General features: G+C 71.1%; 20 protein-coding genes. 11 read left to right on the top strand and 9 right to left on the bottom strand.

Translation table 11 applies throughout. From position 1 onward, the window contains the following. Positions 1 to 70 precede the first annotated feature (70 nt). Both ACQP0U_RS27420 and ACQP0U_RS27415 read left to right on the top strand, forming a co-directional pair. A complete protein-coding gene (locus ACQP0U_RS27420) occupies positions 71 to 1477 on the top strand; it encodes a carbohydrate-binding protein (protein WP_433312535.1) in 1407 nt (468 codons plus the stop codon). A 144-nt stretch (positions 1478 to 1621) separates the two neighbouring features. Then, complete coding sequence (locus ACQP0U_RS27415; protein ID WP_433312533.1) at positions 1622 to 3022, top strand: chitinase; 1401 nt, start codon at positions 1622 to 1624, stop codon at positions 3020 to 3022. Positions 3023 to 3073: 51 nt separating this feature from the next. Here ACQP0U_RS27415 and ACQP0U_RS27410 read toward each other — a convergent pair whose 3' ends face one another. Both ACQP0U_RS27410 and ACQP0U_RS27405 read right to left on the bottom strand, forming a co-directional pair. Beyond that, entirely contained in the window at positions 3074 to 3745 is a 672-nt protein-coding gene (locus ACQP0U_RS27410; RefSeq protein WP_433312530.1) for a DedA family protein, read from the bottom strand. A 69-nt stretch (positions 3746 to 3814) separates the two neighbouring features. Next, positions 3815 to 4429: a DUF1349 domain-containing protein gene (locus ACQP0U_RS27405; protein WP_433312527.1), complete on the bottom strand. Its 615-nt coding sequence runs from the start codon at positions 4427 to 4429 to the stop codon at positions 3815 to 3817. Positions 4430 to 4507: 78 nt separating this feature from the next. Here ACQP0U_RS27405 and ACQP0U_RS27400 point away from each other — a divergent pair, with 78 nt between their 5' ends. Together ACQP0U_RS27400 and fabG are read left to right on the top strand one after the other, a co-directional pair. After that, entirely contained in the window at positions 4508 to 6160 is a 1653-nt protein-coding gene (locus ACQP0U_RS27400) for an alpha-amylase family protein (protein WP_433312524.1), read from the top strand. A 43-nt stretch (positions 6161 to 6203) separates the two neighbouring features. After that, entirely contained in the window at positions 6204 to 6962 is a 759-nt protein-coding gene (fabG, locus tag ACQP0U_RS27395) for a 3-oxoacyl-ACP reductase FabG (protein ID WP_433312522.1), read from the top strand. A gap of 128 nt (positions 6963 to 7090) precedes the next feature. Here fabG and ACQP0U_RS27390 read toward each other — a convergent pair whose 3' ends face one another. Further along, complete coding sequence (locus ACQP0U_RS27390) at positions 7091 to 7507, bottom strand: hypothetical protein (protein ID WP_433312519.1); 417 nt, start codon at positions 7505 to 7507, stop codon at positions 7091 to 7093. Continuing rightward, positions 7500 to 7883: a hypothetical protein gene (locus ACQP0U_RS27385; RefSeq protein ID WP_433321208.1), complete on the bottom strand. Its 384-nt coding sequence runs from the start codon at positions 7881 to 7883 to the stop codon at positions 7500 to 7502. Before ACQP0U_RS27385 ends, ACQP0U_RS27390 begins: the two co-directional genes overlap by 8 nt. Before the next feature lie 497 nt (positions 7884 to 8380). On the opposite strand from ACQP0U_RS27385, the gene ACQP0U_RS27380 reads away from it, so the two are divergent. Further along, complete coding sequence (locus ACQP0U_RS27380; RefSeq protein ID WP_433312516.1) at positions 8381 to 9289, top strand: Gfo/Idh/MocA family protein; 909 nt, start codon at positions 8381 to 8383, stop codon at positions 9287 to 9289. A 121-nt stretch (positions 9290 to 9410) separates the two neighbouring features. Here the strand turns inward: ACQP0U_RS27380 and ACQP0U_RS27375 are convergent, their stop codons facing one another. Beyond that, on the bottom strand, positions 9411 to 9602 hold the full coding sequence (locus ACQP0U_RS27375) for a DUF2795 domain-containing protein (RefSeq protein WP_433312513.1): 192 nt from the start codon (positions 9600 to 9602) through the stop codon (positions 9411 to 9413). Positions 9603 to 9730: 128 nt separating this feature from the next. Between ACQP0U_RS27375 and ACQP0U_RS27370 the strand changes: the two genes are divergently transcribed. Continuing rightward, the gene (locus ACQP0U_RS27370; protein WP_433312510.1) at positions 9731 to 10987 is read left to right on the top strand and encodes an erythromycin esterase family protein; all 1257 of its coding nucleotides are present in this window, start codon (positions 9731 to 9733) and stop codon (positions 10985 to 10987) included. Positions 10988 to 11040: 53 nt separating this feature from the next. On the opposite strand, the gene ACQP0U_RS27365 is transcribed toward ACQP0U_RS27370, so the two are convergent. From ACQP0U_RS27365 to ACQP0U_RS27355, 3 genes are all read right to left on the bottom strand, one after another. Then, positions 11041 to 13284: an MMPL family transporter gene (locus tag ACQP0U_RS27365; RefSeq protein WP_433312507.1), complete on the bottom strand. Its 2244-nt coding sequence runs from the start codon at positions 13282 to 13284 to the stop codon at positions 11041 to 11043. Further along, positions 13284 to 13871 carry a TetR/AcrR family transcriptional regulator gene (locus ACQP0U_RS27360; RefSeq protein ID WP_433312504.1) on the bottom strand — a complete coding sequence of 196 codons (588 nt, stop codon included), beginning with the start codon at positions 13869 to 13871 and terminating at the stop codon, positions 13284 to 13286. The genes ACQP0U_RS27365 and ACQP0U_RS27360 overlap by 1 nt, the downstream gene beginning before the upstream one ends. Before the next feature lie 102 nt (positions 13872 to 13973). Continuing rightward, positions 13974 to 14408 (bottom strand): winged helix-turn-helix transcriptional regulator, encoded by a 435-nt coding sequence (locus ACQP0U_RS27355; protein WP_433312502.1) that lies wholly within the window; start codon positions 14406 to 14408, stop codon positions 13974 to 13976. Between the two features lie 75 nt (positions 14409 to 14483). On the opposite strand from ACQP0U_RS27355, the gene ACQP0U_RS27350 reads away from it, so the two are divergent. The 5 genes from ACQP0U_RS27350 to ACQP0U_RS27330 all read left to right on the top strand — a co-directional run bounded on the left by ACQP0U_RS27350 (position 14484) and on the right by ACQP0U_RS27330 (position 20297). After that, positions 14484 to 15968, top strand: coding sequence for an MFS transporter (locus ACQP0U_RS27350; protein ID WP_433312499.1), 1485 nt, complete (start codon positions 14484 to 14486; stop codon positions 15966 to 15968). 31 nt (positions 15969 to 15999) lie between these two features. Then, a complete protein-coding gene (gene ligD / locus ACQP0U_RS27345; protein ID WP_433312496.1) occupies positions 16000 to 16959 on the top strand; it encodes a non-homologous end-joining DNA ligase in 960 nt (319 codons plus the stop codon). 70 nt (positions 16960 to 17029) lie between these two features. Continuing rightward, complete coding sequence (locus tag ACQP0U_RS27340; RefSeq protein ID WP_433312493.1) at positions 17030 to 17479, top strand: helix-turn-helix transcriptional regulator; 450 nt, start codon at positions 17030 to 17032, stop codon at positions 17477 to 17479. Between the two features lie 5 nt (positions 17480 to 17484). Continuing rightward, a complete protein-coding gene (locus ACQP0U_RS27335) occupies positions 17485 to 17895 on the top strand; it encodes a VOC family protein (protein WP_433312490.1) in 411 nt (136 codons plus the stop codon). A 29-nt stretch (positions 17896 to 17924) separates the two neighbouring features. Continuing rightward, positions 17925 to 20297 carry an ATP-binding cassette domain-containing protein gene (locus ACQP0U_RS27330; RefSeq protein ID WP_433312488.1) on the top strand — a complete coding sequence of 791 codons (2373 nt, stop codon included), beginning with the start codon at positions 17925 to 17927 and terminating at the stop codon, positions 20295 to 20297. Between the two features lie 10 nt (positions 20298 to 20307). Here the strand turns inward: ACQP0U_RS27330 and ACQP0U_RS27325 are convergent, their stop codons facing one another. Then, positions 20308 to 20766, bottom strand: coding sequence for a hypothetical protein (locus ACQP0U_RS27325; protein ID WP_433312486.1), 459 nt, complete (start codon positions 20764 to 20766; stop codon positions 20308 to 20310). Positions 20767 to 20909 lie beyond the last annotated feature (143 nt).

Here is a 20909-nt window from a genome sequence, read left to right as displayed (position 1 = left end):
ACTGTTTCGGCTGGACGTACAACTCTGAGAGAGCGCTCTCTCGATCCCGTCCCCGCAGAGAGGCACGTCCATGTCATCTCCCTCGGCGGCAGCCGCCGCCCCGCTCGTCCGACGCCGGCTCCGGCTGGCCTCCGTCCTGCTCGCCACCACCACCGTCCTGGCCGGCGTCACCGTCACCGCGCAGGCGGCCGTGCCGCCACCCCCGGCCGGCTGGAGCACGGTCTGGAGCGACGACTTCACGGGTGCCGCCGGCACCCTGCCGTCGGCCGCCAACTGGATCATCGACACCGGTCACAGCTATCCCGGTGGTCCGGGCAACTGGGGCACCGGCGAGATCCAGAACTACACAGCCAGCACCGCCAACGTCAGCCACGACGGTGGTGGCAACCTGCGGATCACGCCGCTGCGTGACAGCGGTGGCGGCTGGACCTCCGCCAGGATCGAGACCGTGCGCAGCAACTTCAAGGCTCCGTCCGGCGGTGTGCTGGCCATCGAGGGCCGCATCCAGATGCCGAACGTGACCGGCGCCGCCGCCGCCGGCTACTGGCCGGCGTTCTGGGCGCTCGGCGCGCCCTACCGGGGCAACTACCAGAACTGGCCGGGCATCGGTGAGTTCGACGTGATGGAGAACGTCAACGGCATCAACTCGGTCTGGGGCGTGCTGCACTGCGGCGTCGCGCCAGGCGGGCCGTGCAACGAGTCCAACGGCCTCGGCGCGTCCCGGGCCTGCCCGGGTTCGAGCTGCCAGTCCGCGTTCCACACGTACCGGTTCGAGTGGGACGCCTCGATCAGCCCGCAACAACTGCGCTGGTACGTCGACGGGCAGCTCTACCACACCGTCACGCAGAGCCAGGTCGGCGCGTCCGCCTGGTCGCAGATGACCTCGCACGCGGGCTACTTCCTGCTGCTCAACGTCGCGATGGGCGGCGCCTTCCCGAACGGCGTCGCCGGCAGCGGCACGCCGACCGCGGCCACCGTCCCGGGTCGGCCGATGCTCGTCGACTACGTGGCGGTGTACCAGCGTGGCGGTGGCGCCACCCCGCCGCCCACCACGCCGCCCCCCGGCGGCACGATCGACGCGTACGCGCAGATCCAGGCCGAGTCGTTCAGCGGGCAGAGCGGCGTGCTCGTCGAGGCATGCGCGGAGGGCGGGCAGAACATCGCCGCGCTGCGCAACGGTGACTGGGCGCGCTACGACAACGTCGAGTTCGGCTCCAGCGGGCCCCGGGACTTCGTGGCCCGGGTCGCCTCCGGCGCGGGTGGCGGTGCGAGTGGCCTCGTCGAGGTGCGGTTGGACAGCCCGACCGCGGCGCCGATCGGCAGCTTCGCGATCGGCAACACCGGCGGCTGGCAGAGCTGGCGCTCGGTGCCGGGCAACGTGGGTGCGGTGACCGGCCGGCACTCCGTGTACCTGACCTTCACCAGCGGTCAGCCGAACGATTTCGTCAACGTCAACTGGTTCACCTTCCGCCGCTGAGCGGACGCTACCGGGCCGTCCGTCGCCGCGTCACGCGACGGGCGGCCCGATCCGTGCCGACCCCTGGACAGAAACAGTTAACTGTCTTAATAATTGGCGTACACGTCGATGTCCATGGATGCCCGTCCGGGCGCGGAGGGTCGCATGAAACGCTCCAGATCCCTTGTCCTGTCCCTCGTCGCCGCCCTCGTGGCGACACTCGGCGCGGCGTGGGTGGCACTGCCCGCGTACGCCGCCGGGGCCACCGCCAGCTTCGTCAAGACCGCCGAGTGGGGCTCCGGCTGGGAGGGGAAGTACACAATCACCAACGGCGGCAGCTCGACGATCAACGGCTGGAGCCTCGCCTTCGACCTGCCGGCCGGCACCACCCTCGGCAGCTACTGGGACGCGTTGCTCAGCTCCGCCGGCCAGCGGCACACCTTCACCAACAGGTCCTGGAACGGCACCATCGCACCGGGTGCGTCGGTCTCCTTCGGCTTCCTGGCCAGCGGCTCCGGCTCGCCGAGCGGCTGCCAGCTCAACGGCGTGTCCTGCGGCGGCGGCACCCCTCCCACCACGCCGCCGCCGACCACGCCCCCGCCCACCACGCCCCCACCGACCACACCGCCGCCGACGACCCCACCGCCGACGAACCCGCCCACCGGTGGGCTGCCGAAGCACCTGCTCACCGGCTACTGGCACAACTTCGACAACCCCGCCGTGGAGCTGCGGCTGCGCGACGTTCCCGCCGAGTACGACCTGGTGGCTGTCGCGTTCACCGAAGCCACCGCGACGCCCGGCGCGCTCACCTTCGGCGTCGACCCCGGACTGGCCGCCGCGCTCGGCGGCTACACCGACGCGGACTTCACCGCCGACGTACGCACCCTGCACAGCCGGGGCAAGCGGGTGATCCTCTCCGTCGGTGGCGAGACCGGCCGGGTCACCGTGAACAACGCCGCCTCGGCCACCGCGTTCGCCGACACGGCCGCCGCGCTGATCGCCAGGTACGGCTTCGACGGGATCGACATCGACCTGGAGAACGGGCTCAACCCGACGTACATGGGGCAGGCGCTGCGCGCGCTGCGGGCCAAGGTCGGGTCGGGCCTGATCATCGCGATGGCACCGCAGACCATCGACATGCAGAACCCGGCCGGCGGTTACTTCAAGCTGGCGCTCGACATCAAGGACATCCTGACCGTCGTCAACACCCAGTACTACAACTCCGGCGCGATGCTCGGCTGCGACCAGAACGCCGCGTACGGCCAGGGCACTGTGAACTTCATCGTCGCGCTGGCCTGCATCCAGTTGGAGGCCGGGCTCCGCCCCGACCAGGTCGGTCTCGGCCTGCCCGCCGGAGCGGGGGCGGCCGGCGGCGGCATCGTCGCGCCCAGCGTGGTCAACGCCGCCCTGGACTGTCTGGCCCGGGGCACCAACTGCGGCAGCTTCCGCCCGCCGCGCACCTACCCCGGCATCCGTGGCGCGATGACCTGGTCGGTGAACTGGGACGTCAGCAACGGCAACGGCTTCGCCAACACGGTGGGCCCGCACCTGGACACCCTGCCCTGACCGTGCTCGCCGGCGTCCGTCCAGGGCGCCGGCGGTGGGCGGTAACGCGGATCAGCGACCGGCGGTCACCGACCGCCGGTCGTCGCGCGCCCGACGCTTGCGGATCTTACGGACGACCCAGCTAGCCACCATGACGACGAAGACCGCGACGATCGCGTAGTTGAACCAGTCGCTGTAGCGCTCGACGTCCTGCCAACGGCGTCCGAGCGCGTAACCGGCCCCCACGATGAGGCCGTTCCACACGCCGCTGCCGATGGTGGTGAGCAGGATGAACTCACCGAGCGGCATCCGGTTGGCCCCGGCCGGCACGGAGACCAGGCTGCGGACCACCGGCACGACCCGGCCGATCAGCACCGCCCACCGACCGTGCCGCTCAAACCATTTGTCGGCCTTCTCCAGGTCGTCGCTGTCCACCAGCGGGATGTGGTCCAACCAGCGCTTGAGTCGTTCCTCGCCGAGGGCCGCGCCCAGCCAGTAGAGCACCAGCGCGCCGACCAGCGAGCCGACCGTCGCGGCCAGCACCACGAGGAAGACGTTGAACTCGCCCTCGTGCGCCAGGAAACCCGCGAGCGCCAGCACGATCTCGCTGGGGATCGGAGGAACGATGCTCTCCAGCGCCACCAGCAGCGCCACGCCGACCGGGCCCATCGCCTCGATCACCGAGGCCACCCAGCCGGTCAACCCAGTGAACTCGGACGGGTCGCCAGCCTGGGCGTACGCCATGGTCGTCCTTCCGGTCGGCTTGCGGGGATCAGAGGGTCATACCCACCGGGGCCCGCACTACACCTGCGCTCAGTGCTCCGGGTGCAGCGCGGTGTCCGCCGGCCCCTGCCGCCAGCCGGTGAAGACCACGCTAAGACCAGCGCGGGACGGCGCGCAGCAGAACGGACCGGCCACGGCGTCGGCCGTCGGGTCCAGTGGGGCGAGCCGGACCAGTCGCCACGGCTCATCGTCGACCCGGGCGCGGACCGTCAGCGCGTCGCCGGCCCGGCTGACCCGGACGGTCACCTCCCGACCCGCCCACTCCGGCACCGGCCCCACCGACCAGTCGGAGAACTCCCGGGTCACCACCGCGCCGAGCTGCACCTCGGCGTCACTCACCTCGACGCCAGCCTTGGTCCAGGTCCGTTCGTCGACGCGGACGAACACACCGGCCTGGTCGAACTGCGCCGAGAAGTCGAGCCGGAAGCTCACCTCCATGGCGGCGCCCACCGGCAGCGGCGCCAGCAGGGCCGGACCGTTGTCGTGCACGAAGCCGTAGCTGGTCCGCCGCCAGAAGTCGCTGTCCGCCGCCGGCTCGACGATCAGCTCGCCGGCCGGGCCCTCCTCGACGCGTACCGGCGGGTGCAGCCAGGCGCCCCGGGACCAGTCCAACGGTTCGCTCGGCGGTACGAGGTCGTTCTCCATGACGGCACGGTAACCAACGTCGCCCCACGGCCGCCGAACGGGTTTGCCGCGGTGATCGATCGGAGATGTTCCTCCGGCATGGGTGACCGTTGGTATTCCGAAGCCGTCGTCTACTGCCTCGACATCGACACGTACGCCGACTCGGACGGCGACGGGGTCGGTGACATCCGTGGGTTGATCGGGAGGCTCGACTACCTGGCCCGGCTCGGGGTGACCTGCCTGTGGCTGCACCCGATCCACCCGTCGCCCAACCGCGACGACGGCTACGACGCCACCGACTTCTACAACGTGGACCCGCGCTTCGGCACCCTTGGCGACTTCGCCGAGCTGCTGCACCAGGCGCAGAACCGGGGCATCCGCGTGATCATCGACCTGGTGGTCAACCACACCTCCGACGAGCACCCGTGGTTCCAGTCCGCCCGATCCTCGCCGGACTCGCCGTACCGGGACTGGTTCGTCTGGTCCGACACCGAACCGGACGACCGGCACCAGGGCATGGTCTTCCCCGGCGAGCAGGACGAGACCTGGAGCTACGACCGGACCGCGAAGGCGTGGTTCTACCACCGGTTCTACAAGTTCCAGCCGGACCTCAACTTCGCCAATCCGCAGGTCCGGGCCGAGATCAAGAAGATCATGTCGTTCTGGCTCCAGCTCGGCGTCTCCGGCTTCCGGATGGACGCGGTGCCGTTCATCATCGAGCTGACCGAGCCGGGCAACCCGAACTCCCCGAAGGACTTCGAGTTCCTCACCGAGATGCGCCAGCACGTCCAGTGGCGGCGCGGCGACGCCGTCCTGCTGGCCGAGGCGAACGTCGAGCCGGACCAACTACCGACGTTCTTCGGTGACGCCAGCGGTTCCGGCAACCGGATCCACATGCTCTTCGACTTCATGCTCAACGGGCGACTCATGCTCGCCCTGGCCCGCGAGGACCCGGAGTCGCTCATCGAGGCGCTCCGCGACACCCCGAAGCTGCCGGTCGGCGGGCAGTGGGCCACCTTCCTGCGCAACCACGACGAGATCGACCTGTCCCGGCTGACAACCGAACAACGCAACCAGGTGTACGCGAAGTTCGGCCCGGACGAGACCATGCGCATCTACGACCGGGGCATCCGTCGCCGGCTCGCCCCGATGCTCGGCAACGACCGGCGGCACATCGAGCTGGCGTACGCCCTGCAGTTCTCGATGCGCGGCACGCCGGTGCTGCGCTACGGCGAGGAGATCGGGATGGGCGAGGACCTGTCGCTGCCCGGTCGGGAGGCGATCCGTACCCCGATGCAGTGGTCGTACCAGCCGAATGCCGGCTTCTCCACGGCGGACCCGGAGAAGCTGGTCCGCCCGGTGATCGACAAGGGTGAGTTCGGCTACCAGAATGTCAACGTCACCGCCCAGCGGGGCGACGCCAAGTCGCTGCTCGCCTGGTTCGAGCGCATGATCCGTACGCTGCGTGAGGCCCCGGAGATCGGCTCCGGCTCGACCACCCACATCGACGTGGCGATGCCGGCCGGAGTGCTCGCGCACCGGGCCGACGGGCCGACCGGGACGATGGTCTTCGTGCACAACCTGGGCACCGAGGACGTCGAGGTGGACCTCAGCAGTCTTGAGCCGGAGGCCGACCTGCCGATCGACGTGCTGGCCGACCGGGGCTACGGCGAGCTGGGCAAGCTCGGCGCGGTGAAGGTCTCCGGCCACGGATACCGGTGGATTCGCCTATGCCGGGGCTCGGCCTGTTGACGTTAAGCTCCTCCGATCGACCCCACGTTACCGGGAGGTAATCATGTCGGAGGAGTCCCGCGTCGCCATCGTCACCGGAGCCGCACGCGGCATCGGCGCGGCCACCGCCCGACGGCTGGCCGCCGACGGGATGGCCGTCGCAGTGGTCGACATCGAGGAGGCGGCCACCAAGGAGACGGTGGACGCCATCGCCGCCGCCGGCGGCCGGGCGCTCGGTGTGGGCGCCGACGTGTCCGACCGGGACCAGGTCGAGGCGGCGGTGAGCCGTGTCGCCGCCGAGTTGGGCGCGCCCACCGTGCTCGTCAACAACGCAGGTGTGCTCCGCGACAACCTGCTGTTCAAGATGACCAGCGCCGACTGGGACACGGTGATGGGGGTGCACCTGCGCGGCGCGTTCCTGTTCAGCCAGGCCGCCCAGAAGCACATGGTGGACCGCAAGTGGGGGCGGATCGTCAACCTCTCCAGCACCTCCGCGCTGGGCAACCGGGGCCAGGCGAACTACGCCGCCGCCAAGGCCGGTCTGCAGGGCTTCACCAAGACGCTCGCCATCGAGCTGGGCCCGTTCGGGGTGACAGTGAACGCGGTCGCGCCCGGCTTCATCGTCACCGACATGACAGCGGCCACCGCGGCCCGCATGAAGGTCGACTTTGACGACTTCCAGAAGCACGCCGCCGCCGAGATCCCGGTCCGTCGCCCGGGCCGGCCCGAGGACGTGGCACACACCATCTCGTTCCTGGCAAGCGAGGGCGCCGGCTTCGTCTCCGGCCAGGTCATCTACGTCGCGGGCGGCCCACGGGACTGACAGGTACTCCGGACGAGGGCGTTCCCTGAGCGGGACGCCCTCGTCGCCGGGCCCTCGCCCGGTCTTCCCCCCGGTCCTCGCCGGTGTGCGGCGGGCCCGCGCCGGGTGTGCGGCGGGTGTGCGGCGGGTCAGGCGGGTGCGCGGCGGGTGCGCCAGAGCCAGATCAGCCCGAGCACCGGCAGCACCAGCGGGATGTAGCCGTACCCGCTGCCGAACTGCGACCAGACCGTCTCGTCCGGGAAGAGTTCCTTGTCGACAAGGCTCAGGACGCCGACCACGACCACCCCTACCAGCTCCACCGAGCAGCACGCCAGCGCGACCCGTCGGCCGGTGTGCCCGGCGCGGGCCAACCCCACCGCCGCCACGATGTAGATGAGCGCGGCCACCCCGGAGAGCAGGTACGCCACCGGCGCCTCGTCGAACTTGGTGGCGATCTGCAGGCCCGCCCGGCTCGTCGCCGCGATGGCGAAGAGCAGGTAGACCGCGATGAGCAGCCGACCCGGGCCGGAGTTCGTACGCTGCCGAGCCGGCCCTGTCTCAACCACCGAGCACCTCCCAGGTCTGCTGCAGGCGGACCACCACCACCGGGGCCACCAGGCAGACCGCACACACGATCGCCGAGCCCCAGCGGGTCGGCTCCATCCGGGCCAGCACCCAGGCCAGCGGCGGCAGGCACACCAGCGTGACCAGGTAGCCGAAGAAGGCGCCGGGCTCGCCGGGCTGATCCCCGCCGCCGACCGCGACGAGCGCCAGCACGGTCAACACCAGCAACGCCACTTCGAGTACGGCCAGACCGACGAACTGCACCCGATCCGGCGTTCGGTGGCGTACCGCCGCCACCAGCGCCCACGCCGCGACGAGCAGTGACAGCACGATCGGCACGATCGCGACGATCCCGTCCACCGGCGATTCGGCGCCCATTCTGGTCACCGGGCCCACCCGGTCGTTGCCTCGGTCACCGGCACAGCCTACTAACCGTCGTAGTAATGGGGTGACCCCGCCTGGCTGCTCTCGGTCTGGCCGCTCCCGGCGTCTCCGCTGTGGGGCCGGGCCGTCCTGCACCGCCCGCCGCACCTCGGCCGTGTTCCCGGCTCTGCGTCGTGAGATCTTGGACAGTTTCCGTTCGCGCGGAACGGAAACTGTCCAAGATCTGCGGGCCACCAGCGACGGAACCCGTCGTCCGCCTCCGGATGGCGGGCGGCGATCAGCGACCAGGGGGTATGGCTCGGGTCGGGTGCCGGGCGGGCCGCACGGATCTGGTTCGCTCCGCAGGCATCGACCGGAGCGCGTTCGGCCCGGGCGGCACGGGCTGTGAGCTGCTCCGGTTGGTCGACCCGACGCCGGTGCCCCTGGTGGGGCGACTAGCGTGGATCAGGTCCGTGGCGTTGCCGCGGGGTGGGGAAACAGCGGAGGTACACGTGCTGCGGTTCGGTTTGTTCGGCACCGGTCACTGGGCGATCGAGACGCACGGGAAGGCGCTGCACGCACATCCCGACGCGGAGCTGGTGGGGGTCTGGGGTCGCAACCCGGAGCGGGCCTCCGCACTGGCCGAGCGGTACGGGGTGCCCGCCTACGCCGACGTCGACGCGCTGATCGAGCAGTGTGAGGCGGTCGCCGTCGCCCTGCCGCCGGACATCCAGGCCGACATCGCGGTCCGGGCGGCCAGCGCCGGCCGGCACCTGCTGCTGGACAAGCCGCTGGCGCTCAGCGTGGGCGACGCCGACCGTGTCGTGGCCGCCGCGCAGGAGTCCGGGGTCGCCTCGGTCGTCTTCTTCACCCAGCGGTTCCAGCCGAACGTGACGGCGTTCCTCGCCGCCACCGCCGCTGCCGGGGGCTGGCAGCACGGCCGCACCACCGCGTTCGCCTCGATCTTCCAGGACGGCAGCCCGTACGGCGGCTCGTTGTGGCGTCGAGAGCACGGGGCGCTGTGGGACATCGCCCCGCACGCGCTCTCGATCCTCCTGCCGGTGCTGGGCCGGGTGACGCAGGTGGCCGCGATGGACGGACCGAGCGGGATGGTGCACCTGCTGCTCACCCACGAGGGCGGTGCCACGAGCAGCGCCTCGCTCTCCCTGGATGCCCCGACCGAGTCGATGGCCCGGGAGTTCGTGTTCTACGGCGAGAACGGCATCGAGAACGTCCCGTTCGGTGAGAACGACGCCGCCACCGCGTTCGGCGTCGCCATCGACCAGCTCATCGAGCAGGTACGGGCCGGCACCCGGGACCACCGCTGCGACGTCCGCTTCGGCCGTGAGGTGGTCGGCATCATCGCCGCCGCCGAAACCGCCCGCACCGAATCCCGCACCATCCAGGTCCCCCTCCCCTGACCCCAGACCTCGCTGATCATGAAGTTAGCGGCGCGACACGCCGTGCGGAACGGCAATAACTCCATGATCACCGGGGCTGGGCTGGGCTGGGGCGGGGCTGGGCTGGGCTGGGCTGGGCTGGTTAGGTGGGGGTGGAGAGGGCTGCGTTCAACTCGTCGGGGGAGGTGAACTGGTCGGCTGGCAGCGCCTGCAACATCTGCAACATTGCCGTGCTGGCGCCGTTCTCCTGACCCCAGCGGATCAGGTCCTCCCGCGAGACCGGGTAGTCGAGCCCGGCCAGGTACTCCTGCAACTGAACCCCGGTGACGGTCATGTCGGCCGGCTACCCGCTCGCTGTGGTCGTACACCGGCGTGGTCGGCACCCACGACGGCCCGGCGGCCGGCGTGTCGGCTCGCGACGCGCCCACGGTTTGCCGCAGCGGCGGCCGGGTAGCCGCTGGCATGCTGGTTCAGCGGCTCGGCGCGCCGAGCGATTTCGACCCGTTGCTGGAGCGCGTTCGGGACGCCCGGGTGGTGATGATCGGTGAGTCCACCCACGGCAGTTACGACTACTACCGGTTGCGTGAGCAGCTCACCCGCCGGCTGATCGCGGAGTGCGGCTTCTCCTTCGTCGCCGTGGAGGGTGACTGGCCCGACTGTGATCGGGTGCACCGTTCGGTGACGGCCGCGCCGGGCGGCGCGCTCGAACCGCAGCTCGCGCTCGACCAGTTTGAGCGATGGCCGACCTGGATGTGGGCGAATGCCGAGGTGGCCCGGTTCGCCAGCTGGCTGCGGGCCTGGAACGTGGAGCGGCCGGAGGGGCAACGGGCCGGGTTCCACGGGCTCGACGTGTACAGCCTCTGGGAGTCGATGCAGGCGATCTTCGACTACCTGGGGGAGGAGGACCCGAAGTCGCTGGAGGCGGCGCAGGACGCGTACCGGTGTTTCGAGCCGTACGGCAAGAGGGTCGAGGAGTACGGCGCGGCCAGCCGGTTCGTCTCCGCCCGCTGCGAGGAGGAGGTCGTCCGGTTGCTCGCCCGGACCCGCGAACACGCCCTCTCCGACGGCCCGGATCGCTTCTCGGCCTGGCAGAACGCGGAGGTGGTGGCCGGCGCGGAGCGTTACTACCGGGCGATGGTGGCCGGCGGGCCGGACTCGTGGAACATCCGCGACACCCACATGCAGGACACCCTGGATCGGCTGCTGGACCGGTACGGCCCCGACGCCCGGGGCGTCGTCTGGGCGCACAACACGCACGTCGGAGACGCGCGGGCCACCGACATGGCCGCCGACGGGATGGTCAACATTGGTCAGTTGGCCCGGGAGCGGCACGGCGAGGACGCGGTGGCCCTGGTCGGCTTCGGCAGCTACCGGGGCACGGTGATCGCCGCACCCCGTTGGGGTTCGCCGCCCGAGGCGATGGTGGTGCCCCCGGCCCGGGAGGGGTCGATCGAGCGGCGGCTGCACGAGCTGATGCCGGAGCGGGCGCTGCTGATCTTCGGTGGCGACGACCAGCCGGGCTGGGTGACCGACACCGTGGACCACCGGGCGATCGGGGTCGTCTACGACCCGTCGTTCGAGTCCTGGGGCAACTACGTGCCCACCCGGCTCGGTGACCGCTACGACGCCTTCATCTGGTGCGACGACACCACGGCCCTGCATCCGCTGCCGGTGCCGGCGGTCCCCGGCGAGATGGAGACCTACCCGGCGGGCGTCTGACGCAGTGGAGGTGTGGTGCCCGGCGGGGCGCCACACCTCCACCGTCGGACGGGTCAGACGCGCGTCGGGGTGCGGTCTTCGAGGTGGGTGCGCAGGCCCTCGCCTTCGATGTCCACGTTGGGCAGGGCGCGGTTGAGCCAGCGCGGCAGCCACCAGGCACGGTCGCCGAGGAGCGACATCACCGCCGGGACGATCGTCATCCGGACCACGAACGCGTCGATGGCGACGCCGATGGCGAGCGCGAAGCCCATCGACTTGATCACCGGGTCCTCCAGGAAGACGAAGCCCCCGAAGACCGAGATCATGATCAGCGCGGCGGCCGTGACCACCCGTGCGCCGTGCCCCATGCCGCTGATGGTGGCCTGTCGGGCGGTCTCACCGTGGACGAAGTCCTCCCGCATCCGGGACACCAGGAACACCTCGTAGTCCATGGCGAGCCCGAACAGGATGCCGATGAGCAGGATCGGCAGGAAGCTGATCAGCGGGCCGGGCGTGTCCAGGCCGACGAGGTCGGCGAGGTGTCCCTGCTGGAAGACCGCCACCGTGATGCCGAACGTGGCGGCGACGGTGAGCAGGAAGCCCAGCGCCGCCTTGATCGGCACCAGCAGCGAGCGGAACACCAGCATCAGCAGCAGCACCGAGAGCCCGACCACCAGCAGCAGGTAGATCGGTAGCGCGTCGGAGAGCTTCTCGGAGACGTCGATGCCGATAGCGGTGACGCCGGTGAGCAGCACGTCCGCGTCACGGATCCCGCCCACCGCGCCACGGATGTCGTGCACCAGGGTCTCGGTGGCCTCGTCGGTCGGGCCGGTCTTCGGCACCACGCCGAGCAGCGCGGTCCGGCCGTCCGGGCTGAGCTGGGGCGGTGCCACCGCGAGGACGTTCTCGGTGCGCTGGAGCAGGGCGGTCACCTGCGGCACGGCCGCCGAGGTGGCCTGTGGGGTGTCACCGGCGACGACCACCGCGAGCCGGCCGGTGAAGCCCGCTCCGAAGCCCTCGACGGTCAGGTCGTTCGCCACCCGGGCGGGTGAGCCGACGGCTGCCGTCGCGGCGCCCGGCAGGGCCAGCCGCATGTCCGGCGTGGGCAGCGCGAGCAGGCCCAGGCCGAGCAGACCGACCAGGATGACGGGTACGCGGAAGCGGGTGATCAGTCGCGCCCAGCGGAAGCCGAACCGGTTGCGCTCTTCGGTGGTGGTGGTGGTGGTGGTGGTCGTCGTCGCGGCCGGCCGGTCGGTCACGTCCGAGTCGTCCTCGTCAGCGGCGGTGCCGTCGGCGGTGGGAACGGTGCGGAGCCGGCGGGGGAGCACCCGGCGACCGGCGAAGCCGAGCAGCGCCGGCTGGAGGGTGATGGCGACGAGGACGGCGACGGTGACAGTGCCGGCGGCGGCGAGACCCATCACGGTGAGGAACGGAATGTCCACCACGGCAAGCCCGGCCAGGGCGATGACCACCGTGGCGCCGGCGAAGACCACTGCCGAGCCGGCGGTGCCCACGGCCCGGCCGACCGCCTCCTCCGGGGAGAGGCCGTCGAGCAGGTTCTGCCGGTGCCGGGAGGTGATGAAGAGTGAGTAGTCGATGCCGACCGCGAGACCGAGCATCAGCGCCAGGATCGGTGCGGTGCTGGTGAGCTGGATGACGCCGCTCAGCGCGAACAGTCCGGCCATTCCGGCGCCGACGCCGATCAGCGCGTTGAGCATCGTCATGCCGGCGGCGACCAGGGAACCGAACGTGATGATCAGGACGATCGCGGCGACGAGTACGCCGAGCGCCTCGGTGGAGCCGATCTCCGGTTCGCCGCCGAGCACCTCACCGCCCGGGGCGACCTGCCAGCCCTGCGCCTTGGCCGCCGCGCCGACCTCCTCGTACGCGGTGCGCTGCGCGTCGGTCACGTCGTCCCCGCCGCTGGCGAACTGGACCTGGACCAGCGCGTACCGGCCGTTGGGCGAGACCGCGCCGACCTGGAGCGGGTTGACCGCTCCGACCACGCCGGGCAGCGTCGACGCCTGCTGGACCAGCTCCTGCACCACGGCCTGACCCTGCGGGGTGGCCAGTTGGCCGTCGGCGGGCGCCTTGATCGCGATGGTGCCGGTGGCGCCGCTGGCCGCGGGGAACTGGTCGGCCAGCAGGTCGAGCGCACGCTGGCTCTCGGTGCCGGGCATGGTGAAGTTGCTCGCCGTCGGGCCGCGCAGGGTCGCCGCGGCCAGGCCGGCAGCGACGAGTACGACGAGCCAGAGCGCGACGACGAGCCGTCGCCGGCGCAACGCGCCCCGGCCGAGCCGGTAGAGCAGGGTGGCCATCAGGAGTCCTTGTCCTCGGTCGTGGGTGGATGGGGCAGGGGTGCGTCGACGGGCTCGACGGCCCGCCGGGCGAGGGTGAGCAGGGCGGGGCGCAGTTCGTCGTCGGGGATGTCGACGAACTCGGCGCACGCCTCGGAGATGCCGGCGAGCAGCACCAGCGCGGCGATCCGGGCGCCCGGCCGGTCGGAGTGCCCGGCCAGCGCGCCCCGTAGCCGATCGGAGATCTGCTGGATGTGCGCGAACGCTGGCTGGCACAGCAGCTCCGGGAACTCGCCGCGCAGTACCGCGATCTCCTGCCGGAACCGGACCGCGAGGTCGACGAAGCCCTGTGCGGCGACCTCCTGCGCGGCGGCTCCGGTCAGGCCGTTGAGCTTGTCGTCGAGGCTGCGGAGCACCTCGATCGCGGGGGCCATCAGCTCGGCGAGCAGGGCTTCCTTGTTGGCGAAGTGGTACAGCACGGTGGCCTTGGAGCAGCCGACCTCCCGGGCGATGTCCTGCAGGGAGGTGCCCCGGTAGCCGGTCACCGTGAACCGCCGCGCCGCCGCGGCGAGGATCTCGCCGTGCGTGTCGGGTACCGCTCTGACCATGGCCGGTCCACCTCCCGCGATCCAGCATGCCTGACCGATCGGTCAGACCCTGACCGATCGGTCAGACGGAAGCGGTGGCGTTCACCACACCCCTGGCGGGGTTCAGCCGGCGTGCTCGGCGTCGTACCTGGTCCGCGCCTCGGCGATGGCCCGGCGGTGTCGCTCGGCCCAACTGGTCAGCGCGACAAGTGACTCGTACAGCTCCAGCGCCATCGGGGTGGCGGTGTATTCGACCTTGGGCGGAACGGTCGGGTAGACCGTGCGGTGCAGCAGGCCGTCCCGTTCCAGGTTGCGCAGCGTCAGGGTGAGCATCCGGCGGCTGATGCCCTCGATGTGTCGCTCCAGCTCGGTGAAGCGCACCGGCCCGTGCGAGGCGGCCACCAGGATGCCGATGCTCCACTTGCCGCCGACCCGGTCCAGTACCTCGCGGACGGTGCAGGCCCGAGCCTGACCCGGGGTGAACGGCACGTTCTCGGCCGCGCAGGTCAGCTCGGCCTGGACCAGCGCGGACACATCGCTGTTCCTCTGGGACATCAAAGTGCCTCCTTCCGCTCCGGTTCATGGTCACAGACGATGACCTCGGTAACAAACCGTGCACCAAGGAGGGGTTTCGTGGAGCGTGTCGTTGCATCCCGCTGGCCGGCGCTGCTGGTGCTCTGCGCCGGCAGCCTGATGATCATCCTGGACGGGACCGTCGTCGCGGTGGCGCTGCCCGCCGTGCAACGCGACCTGGGCTTCACCGCCGCCGGCCTGGCCTGGGTGGTCAACGCCTACCTGGTCGCGTTCGGCGGGCTGTTGCTGCTCGCCGGCCGGCTCGGCGACCTGCTGGGCCGGCGGAGGGTCTTCCTGGCCGGCGTCGCGCTGTTCACAGTCGCCTCGCTGGCCTGCGCGGTCGCCACCGGTCCGGCCCTGCTGGTGGGTGCGCGGTTCGGGCAGGGCGTCGGCGGGGCGCTGGCCATGGCGGTCAGCCTCGGCATGATCGTCCGGCTCTATCCCGAAGCGGCCGAACGGGCCCGCGCCATCGCCATCTTCAGCTTCACCGGCGCGGCCGGTGCGTCGGTCGGCACCGTCGCCGGAGGGGTGCTCACCCAGGCCGCCGGTTGGCGGACGATCTTCCTGGTCAACGTGCCGATCGGGGCGGCCATCCTCGTCGCGGCCCTCCGCCGCCTCCCGGCCGAGCGGGGGATCGGCCTGCGGGCCGGCCTGGACCTGCCCGGCGCGCTGCTGGCCACCACGGGTCTGATGGCCGCCGTGCTGGGCATCGTGGGAACGGGCGAGCACGGCTGGACCAGCCCTCGGACGCTCGGGGCGGTGGCCCTCGCGGCGCTGTTGCTCGGCGGGTTCGCGCTGCGTCAACGGGTGGCGGCGACCCCGCTGGTGCCGTCCCGGGTGCTGCGCGTCCCGGGCCTGGTGGCGGCGAACGCGGTGCAGTTCCTCATGGTCTGCGCGTACTTCGGGTTCCAGTTCCTGCTCGCCGTGGAGTTGCAACTGGTGCTGGGGCTGGACGCCGCCGCGACCGGCTGGGCCTTCCTGCCCACCCCGGTCGTGATCGCCGTGGTCTCGCTCGGACTGGCCGGGCGGCTGATCGCCCGCTGGGGTGCCCGGACCGTCCTGCTGGCCGGGCTCGTCCTGGCGACCGTCGGCTTCCTCCTGCTCGCCCGGCTGCCCGCCGACGGCGCCTACGTCGTCGACGTACTCCCGGCGATGTTGATCTTCGGGGTGGCCGGCGGCCTCACCCTGCCGGCGGTCACCACACTTGCCATGGCCGGCGCGACCGACACGGACGCCGGGCTCGCCTCCGGCCTGGCCAACACCACCCAACAGGTCGGCGGCGCGGTCGGCCTGGCCGCGCTGGCGACCCTGGCGGCCGCCCGCAGTGACGGGCTGCGGGCCGCGGGTTGGGCCGAGACCGCCGCGCTCGCCGGCGGTTACCGGACCGCGTTCGCCGTGGCCGCCGGTCTCGTGGTCGCCGCGTGGCTGGTGGCGCTGACCACTCTGCCCCGACGCTCGGCCGGGCCGTCCTCGGCCGCCGGTTCGCCGGGCCCGGCGACGGTGGGTACCGCAACCGATTCGTTCCGAAGCGCCGCGTCCGGTTGACCGACGGCATTCAGGCCGGGAGGGTGGTCGGGTGAGTGAGGCTGACGAGACCCGGGACGGCGTGGCCCTGACCAACCTGGACCAGCCGCTGTCCGACCGTGACGACGCGACGAAGCGTGACCTGGTCGACTACCTCGACGCGGTGGGGGACCGGATCCTCCCGCACCTGCGGGGCCGGCCGCTGTCGGTGATCAGGGTCCGCCCCGGCCAGCCGCCGTTCATGCAGAAGAACTTGCCGCGCTACACCCCGGACTGGGTGGGCCGGGCGTCGGTCTGGGCGGAGGCGTCGCACCGGGAGATCTCGTACGCCCTCTGCGACGACCGCCGCACGCTGCTCTGGTTCGCCAACCAGCGGGCTGTGGAGTACCACCCGACGCTGGCCACCGTGGCGGATCTGCACCGGCCGACCCACCTCGTCCTCGACCTGGACCCGCCGGAGGGCGACGGGTTCCGTGCGGCGGTCGACGCGGCCCTGCTGGTCCGCCAGGCGCTCGCCGACGCCGGCCTGGCCGGCGCCGTCAAGACCAGCGGCGCCAAGGGCGTGCACGTCTTCGTCCCGGTGACCGAGGAATCCACCGCCGAGGAGTTGGCCGCCGCCACCCGGGCGCTTGCCGTCCGCGCCGAGCGGCTCGACCCGGAGTTGGCCACTACGGCCTACATCAAGGAGGACCGGGGCGGCCGGGTCTTCGTGGACGCCACCCGGGCGGGCGGAGCGACAGTGGCCGCCGCGTACAGCCCCCGCCTGCGCCCCGGGATGCCGGTCTCCTTCCCGGTCGACTGGGCCGACCTGACCGAGGTGACCCCCGCCGACTTCACCATCCGGACCGCGCCCGCGCTGCTCGCCGGTGGTGATCCGTGGTCGGCGCTGATGCCGGACCCGCAGCCGCTCCCCGCCGACCTGGTGGCCGAGGGTCGGACCATCCCGGTGGCCCGGGTGCAGGCCATGCACGAGGGGAAGCGTCGGGCCCGCGCCCGCCGCGAGGCCGGCTGACCGGCGAGTCGGCCCCCGCCCGCGCCCGGCGAGCGGCCGATTGTCGGTGGGTTGTGGCACGATTTCCCAGGTGAGCAGCAAATCCGACGCGACCCAACGGCTGGGCGACCTGGCGCGGTTGCGCCGGGTCCGCGACCGGATCGACCGGGAGTACGCGCAGCCGCTGGACGTCGAGGCGCTCGCCCGTGGCGTCCACATGTCGGCGGGGCACCTCAGCCGTGAGTTCCGGCTCGCCTATGGCGAATCTCCGTACAGCTACCTCATGACCCGACGGATCGAGCGGGCGATGGCGCTGCTGCGCCGTGGCGACCTCAGCGTCACCGACGTCTGTTTCGCTGTCGGTTGTTCGTCGTTGGGCACCTTCAGCACCCGCTTCACCGAGCTGGTGGGCGTGCCGCCAAGCGTCTACCGGCGGCAGTCGGCGCAGGCGACGGCGGGCATGCCGTCGTGCGTGGCGAAGCAGGTGACCAGACCGGTCAGGAATCGAGAAGCGCGGGTCGCCGAGGCGCAACTAGCGTGACCAGCATGGACATCACCATTCACTCGAGCTTCCTTCCGCACACCGATCCGGACGCCTCCCTGGTCTTCTACCGCGACGTCCTCGGCTTCGAGGTCCGCCTCGACGTCGGGTACGAGGGGATGCGGTGGATCACCGTCGGGCCGGTCGGCCAGCCCAGCACCTCGATCGTCCTGCACCCACCGGCCGCCAATCCCGGCCTCACCGACGACGAGCGGCAGACCATCCTTGAGCTGATGGCCAAGGGCAGCTACTTCGGCGTCAACCTGGCCACCACTGACCTCGACGCCACCTTTGCCAAGCTGGAGGCCAGCGACGCCGAGGTCGTCCAGGAGCCGACCGAGCAGCCGTACGGCGTGCGCGACTGTGCCTTCCGGGACCCGGCCGGCAATATGCTCCGCATCCAGCAAGTGCGCTGAACCGTCCGCGCCCGACACAGGGAGACACGATGAGCACGGCCAGCAAGCCGCACGTCGCCGACAGCCACGACCTGATCCGGGTGCAGGGCGCGCGGGTGAACAACCTCAAGGACGTCAGCGTCGAGATCCCGAAGCGGCGGCTGACGGTGTTCACAGGTGTCTCCGGCTCCGGCAAGAGCTCGCTGGTGTTCGGCACCATCGCCGCCGAGTCGCAGCGGATGATCAACGAGACCTACAGCGCCTTCGTGCAGGGCTTCATGCCGTCGTTGGCGCGGCCCGAGGTTGACCTGCTGGATGGCCTGACCACGGCGATCATCGTGGACCAGGAGCGGATGGGCGCCAACTCCCGCTCCACGGTCGGCACCGCCACCGACGCCAACGCGATGCTGCGCATCCTGTTCAGCCGGCTCGGGCAGCCGCACATCGGCTCGCCCAACGCGTACTCCTTCAATGTGCCCTCGGTGAAGGCGACAGGTGCGATCACCGTCGAGCGGGGCGCCGGCAAGACGAAGACCGAGAAGGCGACCTTCAACCGTCTCGGCGGCATGTGCCCGCGGTGCGAGGGCATGGGCGCGGTGACCGACATCGATCTGTCGGCGCTCTACGACGACAACCTCTCGCTCAACGAGGGCGCGATCACCATTCCTGGTTACAGCATGGAGGGCTGGTACGGCCGGATCTTCCGTGGCTGCGGCTACTTCGACCCGGACAAGCCGATCGCCAAGTTCAACAAGCGGGAGCTGCACGACCTGCTCCACCGGGAGCCGACCAAGATCAAGATCGACGGCATCAACCTGACGTACGCGGGCCTGATCCCGTCGATCCAGAAGTCCTTCCTGGCCAAGGACATCGACGCGTTGCAGCCGCACATCCGCGCCTTCGTGGAGCGTGCGGTGACCTTCACTACCTGTCCCGACTGCGCCGGCACCCGGCTCAGCAAGGAGGCCCGGTCGTCGAAGATCAAGGGAAAGAACATCGCCGAGGCGTGCGCGATGCAGATCAGCGACCTGGCCGCCTGGGTGCGCGGGATCGACGAGCCGTCGGTGGCCCCGTTGCTGGCGGGCCTGCAACACCTCCTCGACTCGTTCGAGGAGATCGGGCTGGGCTACCTGTCGCTCGATCGGCCGTCGGGCACCCTCTCCGGCGGCGAGGCGCAACGCACCAAGATGATCCGCCACCTCGGCTCCTCGCTCACCGACGTCACCTACGTCTTCGACGAGCCGACGATCGGGCTGCACCCGCACGACATCCAACGGATGAACGAGCTGCTGCTCCAACTGCGCGACAAGGGCAACACCGTGCTGGTCGTGGAGCACAAGCCGGAGGCGATCGTGATCGCCGACCACGTCGTCGACCTCGGGCCCGGAGCCGGTACGGAGGGCGGCGCGGTCTGCTACGAGGGCACCGTGGAGGGCCTGCGGGCCAGCGGGACCATCACCGGCCGCCACTTCGACGACCGGGCGGCACTCAAGGAGACGGTGCGGACGCCCACCGGCAAGCTGGAGATCCGGGGCGCCACGGCCAACAACCTGAAGGACGTGAACGTCGACGTACCCCTCGGGGTGCTCGTCGTCGTGACAGGTGTCGCCGGCTCCGGCAAGAGTTCGCTCGTGCACGGGTCGATCCCGGCCGGCGCGGGCGTGGTGTCGATCGACCAGGGCGCGATCCGCGGTTCGCGGCGCAGCAACCCGGCCACGTACACGGGGTTGCTCGACCCGATCCGCAAGGCGTTCGCGAAGGCCAACGGTGTGAAGCCGGCGCTGTTCAGCGCCAACTCCGAGGGTGCCTGCCCGAGCTGCAACGGCGCTGGCGTCATCTACACGGACCTCGGGATGATGGCGGGCGTCGCCGCCCCCTGCGAGGACTGCGAGGGCAAGCGGTTCCAGGCGTCGGTGCTGGAATACCGTTTCGGCGGTCGCGACATCAGCGAGGTGCTCGCGATGTCGGTGACGGAGGCCGAGAAGTTCTTCGGCGCGGGCGAGGCACGTACGCCGGCAGCGCACGCCATCCTCGACCGGCTCGCCGACGTCGGGCTCGGCTACCTGAGCCTGGGACAGCCGCTCACGACCCTCTCCGGTGGGGAGCGGCAACGCCTCAAGCTGGCCACCCACATGGCCGAGAAGGGCGGCGTCTACGTCCTCGACGAGCCGACCACCGGCCTGCACCTGGCCGACGTCGAGCAACTGCTCGGCCTGCTCGACCGCCTCGTCGACGCCGGTAAGTCGGTGATCGTCATCGAGCATCACCAGGCGGTCATGGCCCACGCCGACTGGATCATCGACATCGGCCCCGGTGCCGGCCACGACGGTGGCCGGATCGTCTTCGAGGGCACACCCGCGGCCCTCGTCGCCTCGCGCCCCACCCTCACCGGCGAGCACCTGGCGGCGTACGTCGGCAGCTGACGGCCGACGTTCACGCCACCGACGGTCGGGCGCTCCGTGCCGTCGTGGCGGCGAGGACTCCGCAGGTGGCGGTGATCAGACCGAGAGCGGCAGTGGCCTGGTTGACATACCCGGGCACGGACGAGGTGACGTACGTGCCGCCACGGCTGAGGCGGCACTCGAAGCGGAGCGGTAGGAAGCTGACGTCGTACCCGACGACCAGGCTTGCCATCTGTGGTCCGGCCTGGCGACAGGGCTCGATCGGGGAGGATCCCGCGCCGCCGTCCTCGGCCTGGAGCACCGCGTGGCTGAGGTGGAGCAGACCCCAGGCGTACATGGCGACGGCGCCCGCACCGACGAGGAGCGCCGCCGCCCGCAGGCGACCCGACCGTTCGCTCTTCCGGAACACCGCGCGCAGCCCACGAACGGTGAGGGCGGTCGCGATGGCGGCCCCACCCAGCGCGGCGAGGAGTAACCCGAGAAACAGCATGGCGTCATTCTTGATCTCGTGGCATCGCCGGTCCACGTCGGGTGTGTGAGCGCGGCGGCTGGCACTTGCCTGCTCCTCGCGGGTCGGCCGGGAGGGCGACTCTCTCCTCAGGGTGGGGAGCGCGACGCTGACAACGCGCGACG

The organism is Micromonospora sp. CA-269861 (assembly GCF_050948505.1).
Classification (GTDB): domain Bacteria; phylum Actinomycetota; class Actinomycetes; order Mycobacteriales; family Micromonosporaceae; genus Micromonospora.
This window is presented reverse-complemented; position numbering and strand designations above follow the sequence as displayed.

Coding starts and splice junctions, on each gene's coding strand:
- ACQP0U_RS27420 (WP_433312535.1), top strand. CDS start 71: ATGTCATCTCCCTCGGCGGCAGCCGCCGCCCCGCTCGTCCGACGCCGG.
- ACQP0U_RS27415 (WP_433312533.1), top strand. CDS start 1,622: ATGAAACGCTCCAGATCCCTTGTCCTGTCCCTCGTCGCCGCCCTCGTG.
- ACQP0U_RS27410 (WP_433312530.1), bottom strand. CDS start 3,745: ATGGCGTACGCCCAGGCTGGCGACCCGTCCGAGTTCACTGGGTTGACC.
- ACQP0U_RS27405 (WP_433312527.1), bottom strand. CDS start 4,429: ATGGAGAACGACCTCGTACCGCCGAGCGAACCGTTGGACTGGTCCCGG.
- ACQP0U_RS27400 (WP_433312524.1), top strand. CDS start 4,508: ATGGGTGACCGTTGGTATTCCGAAGCCGTCGTCTACTGCCTCGACATC.
- fabG (WP_433312522.1), top strand. CDS start 6,204: ATGTCGGAGGAGTCCCGCGTCGCCATCGTCACCGGAGCCGCACGCGGC.
- ACQP0U_RS27385 (WP_433321208.1), bottom strand. CDS start 7,883: ATGGGCGCCGAATCGCCGGTGGACGGGATCGTCGCGATCGTGCCGATC.
- ACQP0U_RS27375 (WP_433312513.1), bottom strand. CDS start 9,602: ATGACCGTCACCGGGGTTCAGTTGCAGGAGTACCTGGCCGGGCTCGAC.
- ACQP0U_RS27370 (WP_433312510.1), top strand. CDS start 9,731: ATGCTGGTTCAGCGGCTCGGCGCGCCGAGCGATTTCGACCCGTTGCTG.
- ACQP0U_RS27365 (WP_433312507.1), bottom strand. CDS start 13,284: ATGGCCACCCTGCTCTACCGGCTCGGCCGGGGCGCGTTGCGCCGGCGA.
- ACQP0U_RS27360 (WP_433312504.1), bottom strand. CDS start 13,871: ATGGTCAGAGCGGTACCCGACACGCACGGCGAGATCCTCGCCGCGGCG.
- ACQP0U_RS27335 (WP_433312490.1), top strand. CDS start 17,485: ATGGACATCACCATTCACTCGAGCTTCCTTCCGCACACCGATCCGGAC.
- ACQP0U_RS27330 (WP_433312488.1), top strand. CDS start 17,925: ATGAGCACGGCCAGCAAGCCGCACGTCGCCGACAGCCACGACCTGATC.
- ACQP0U_RS27325 (WP_433312486.1), bottom strand. CDS start 20,766: ATGCTGTTTCTCGGGTTACTCCTCGCCGCGCTGGGTGGGGCCGCCATC.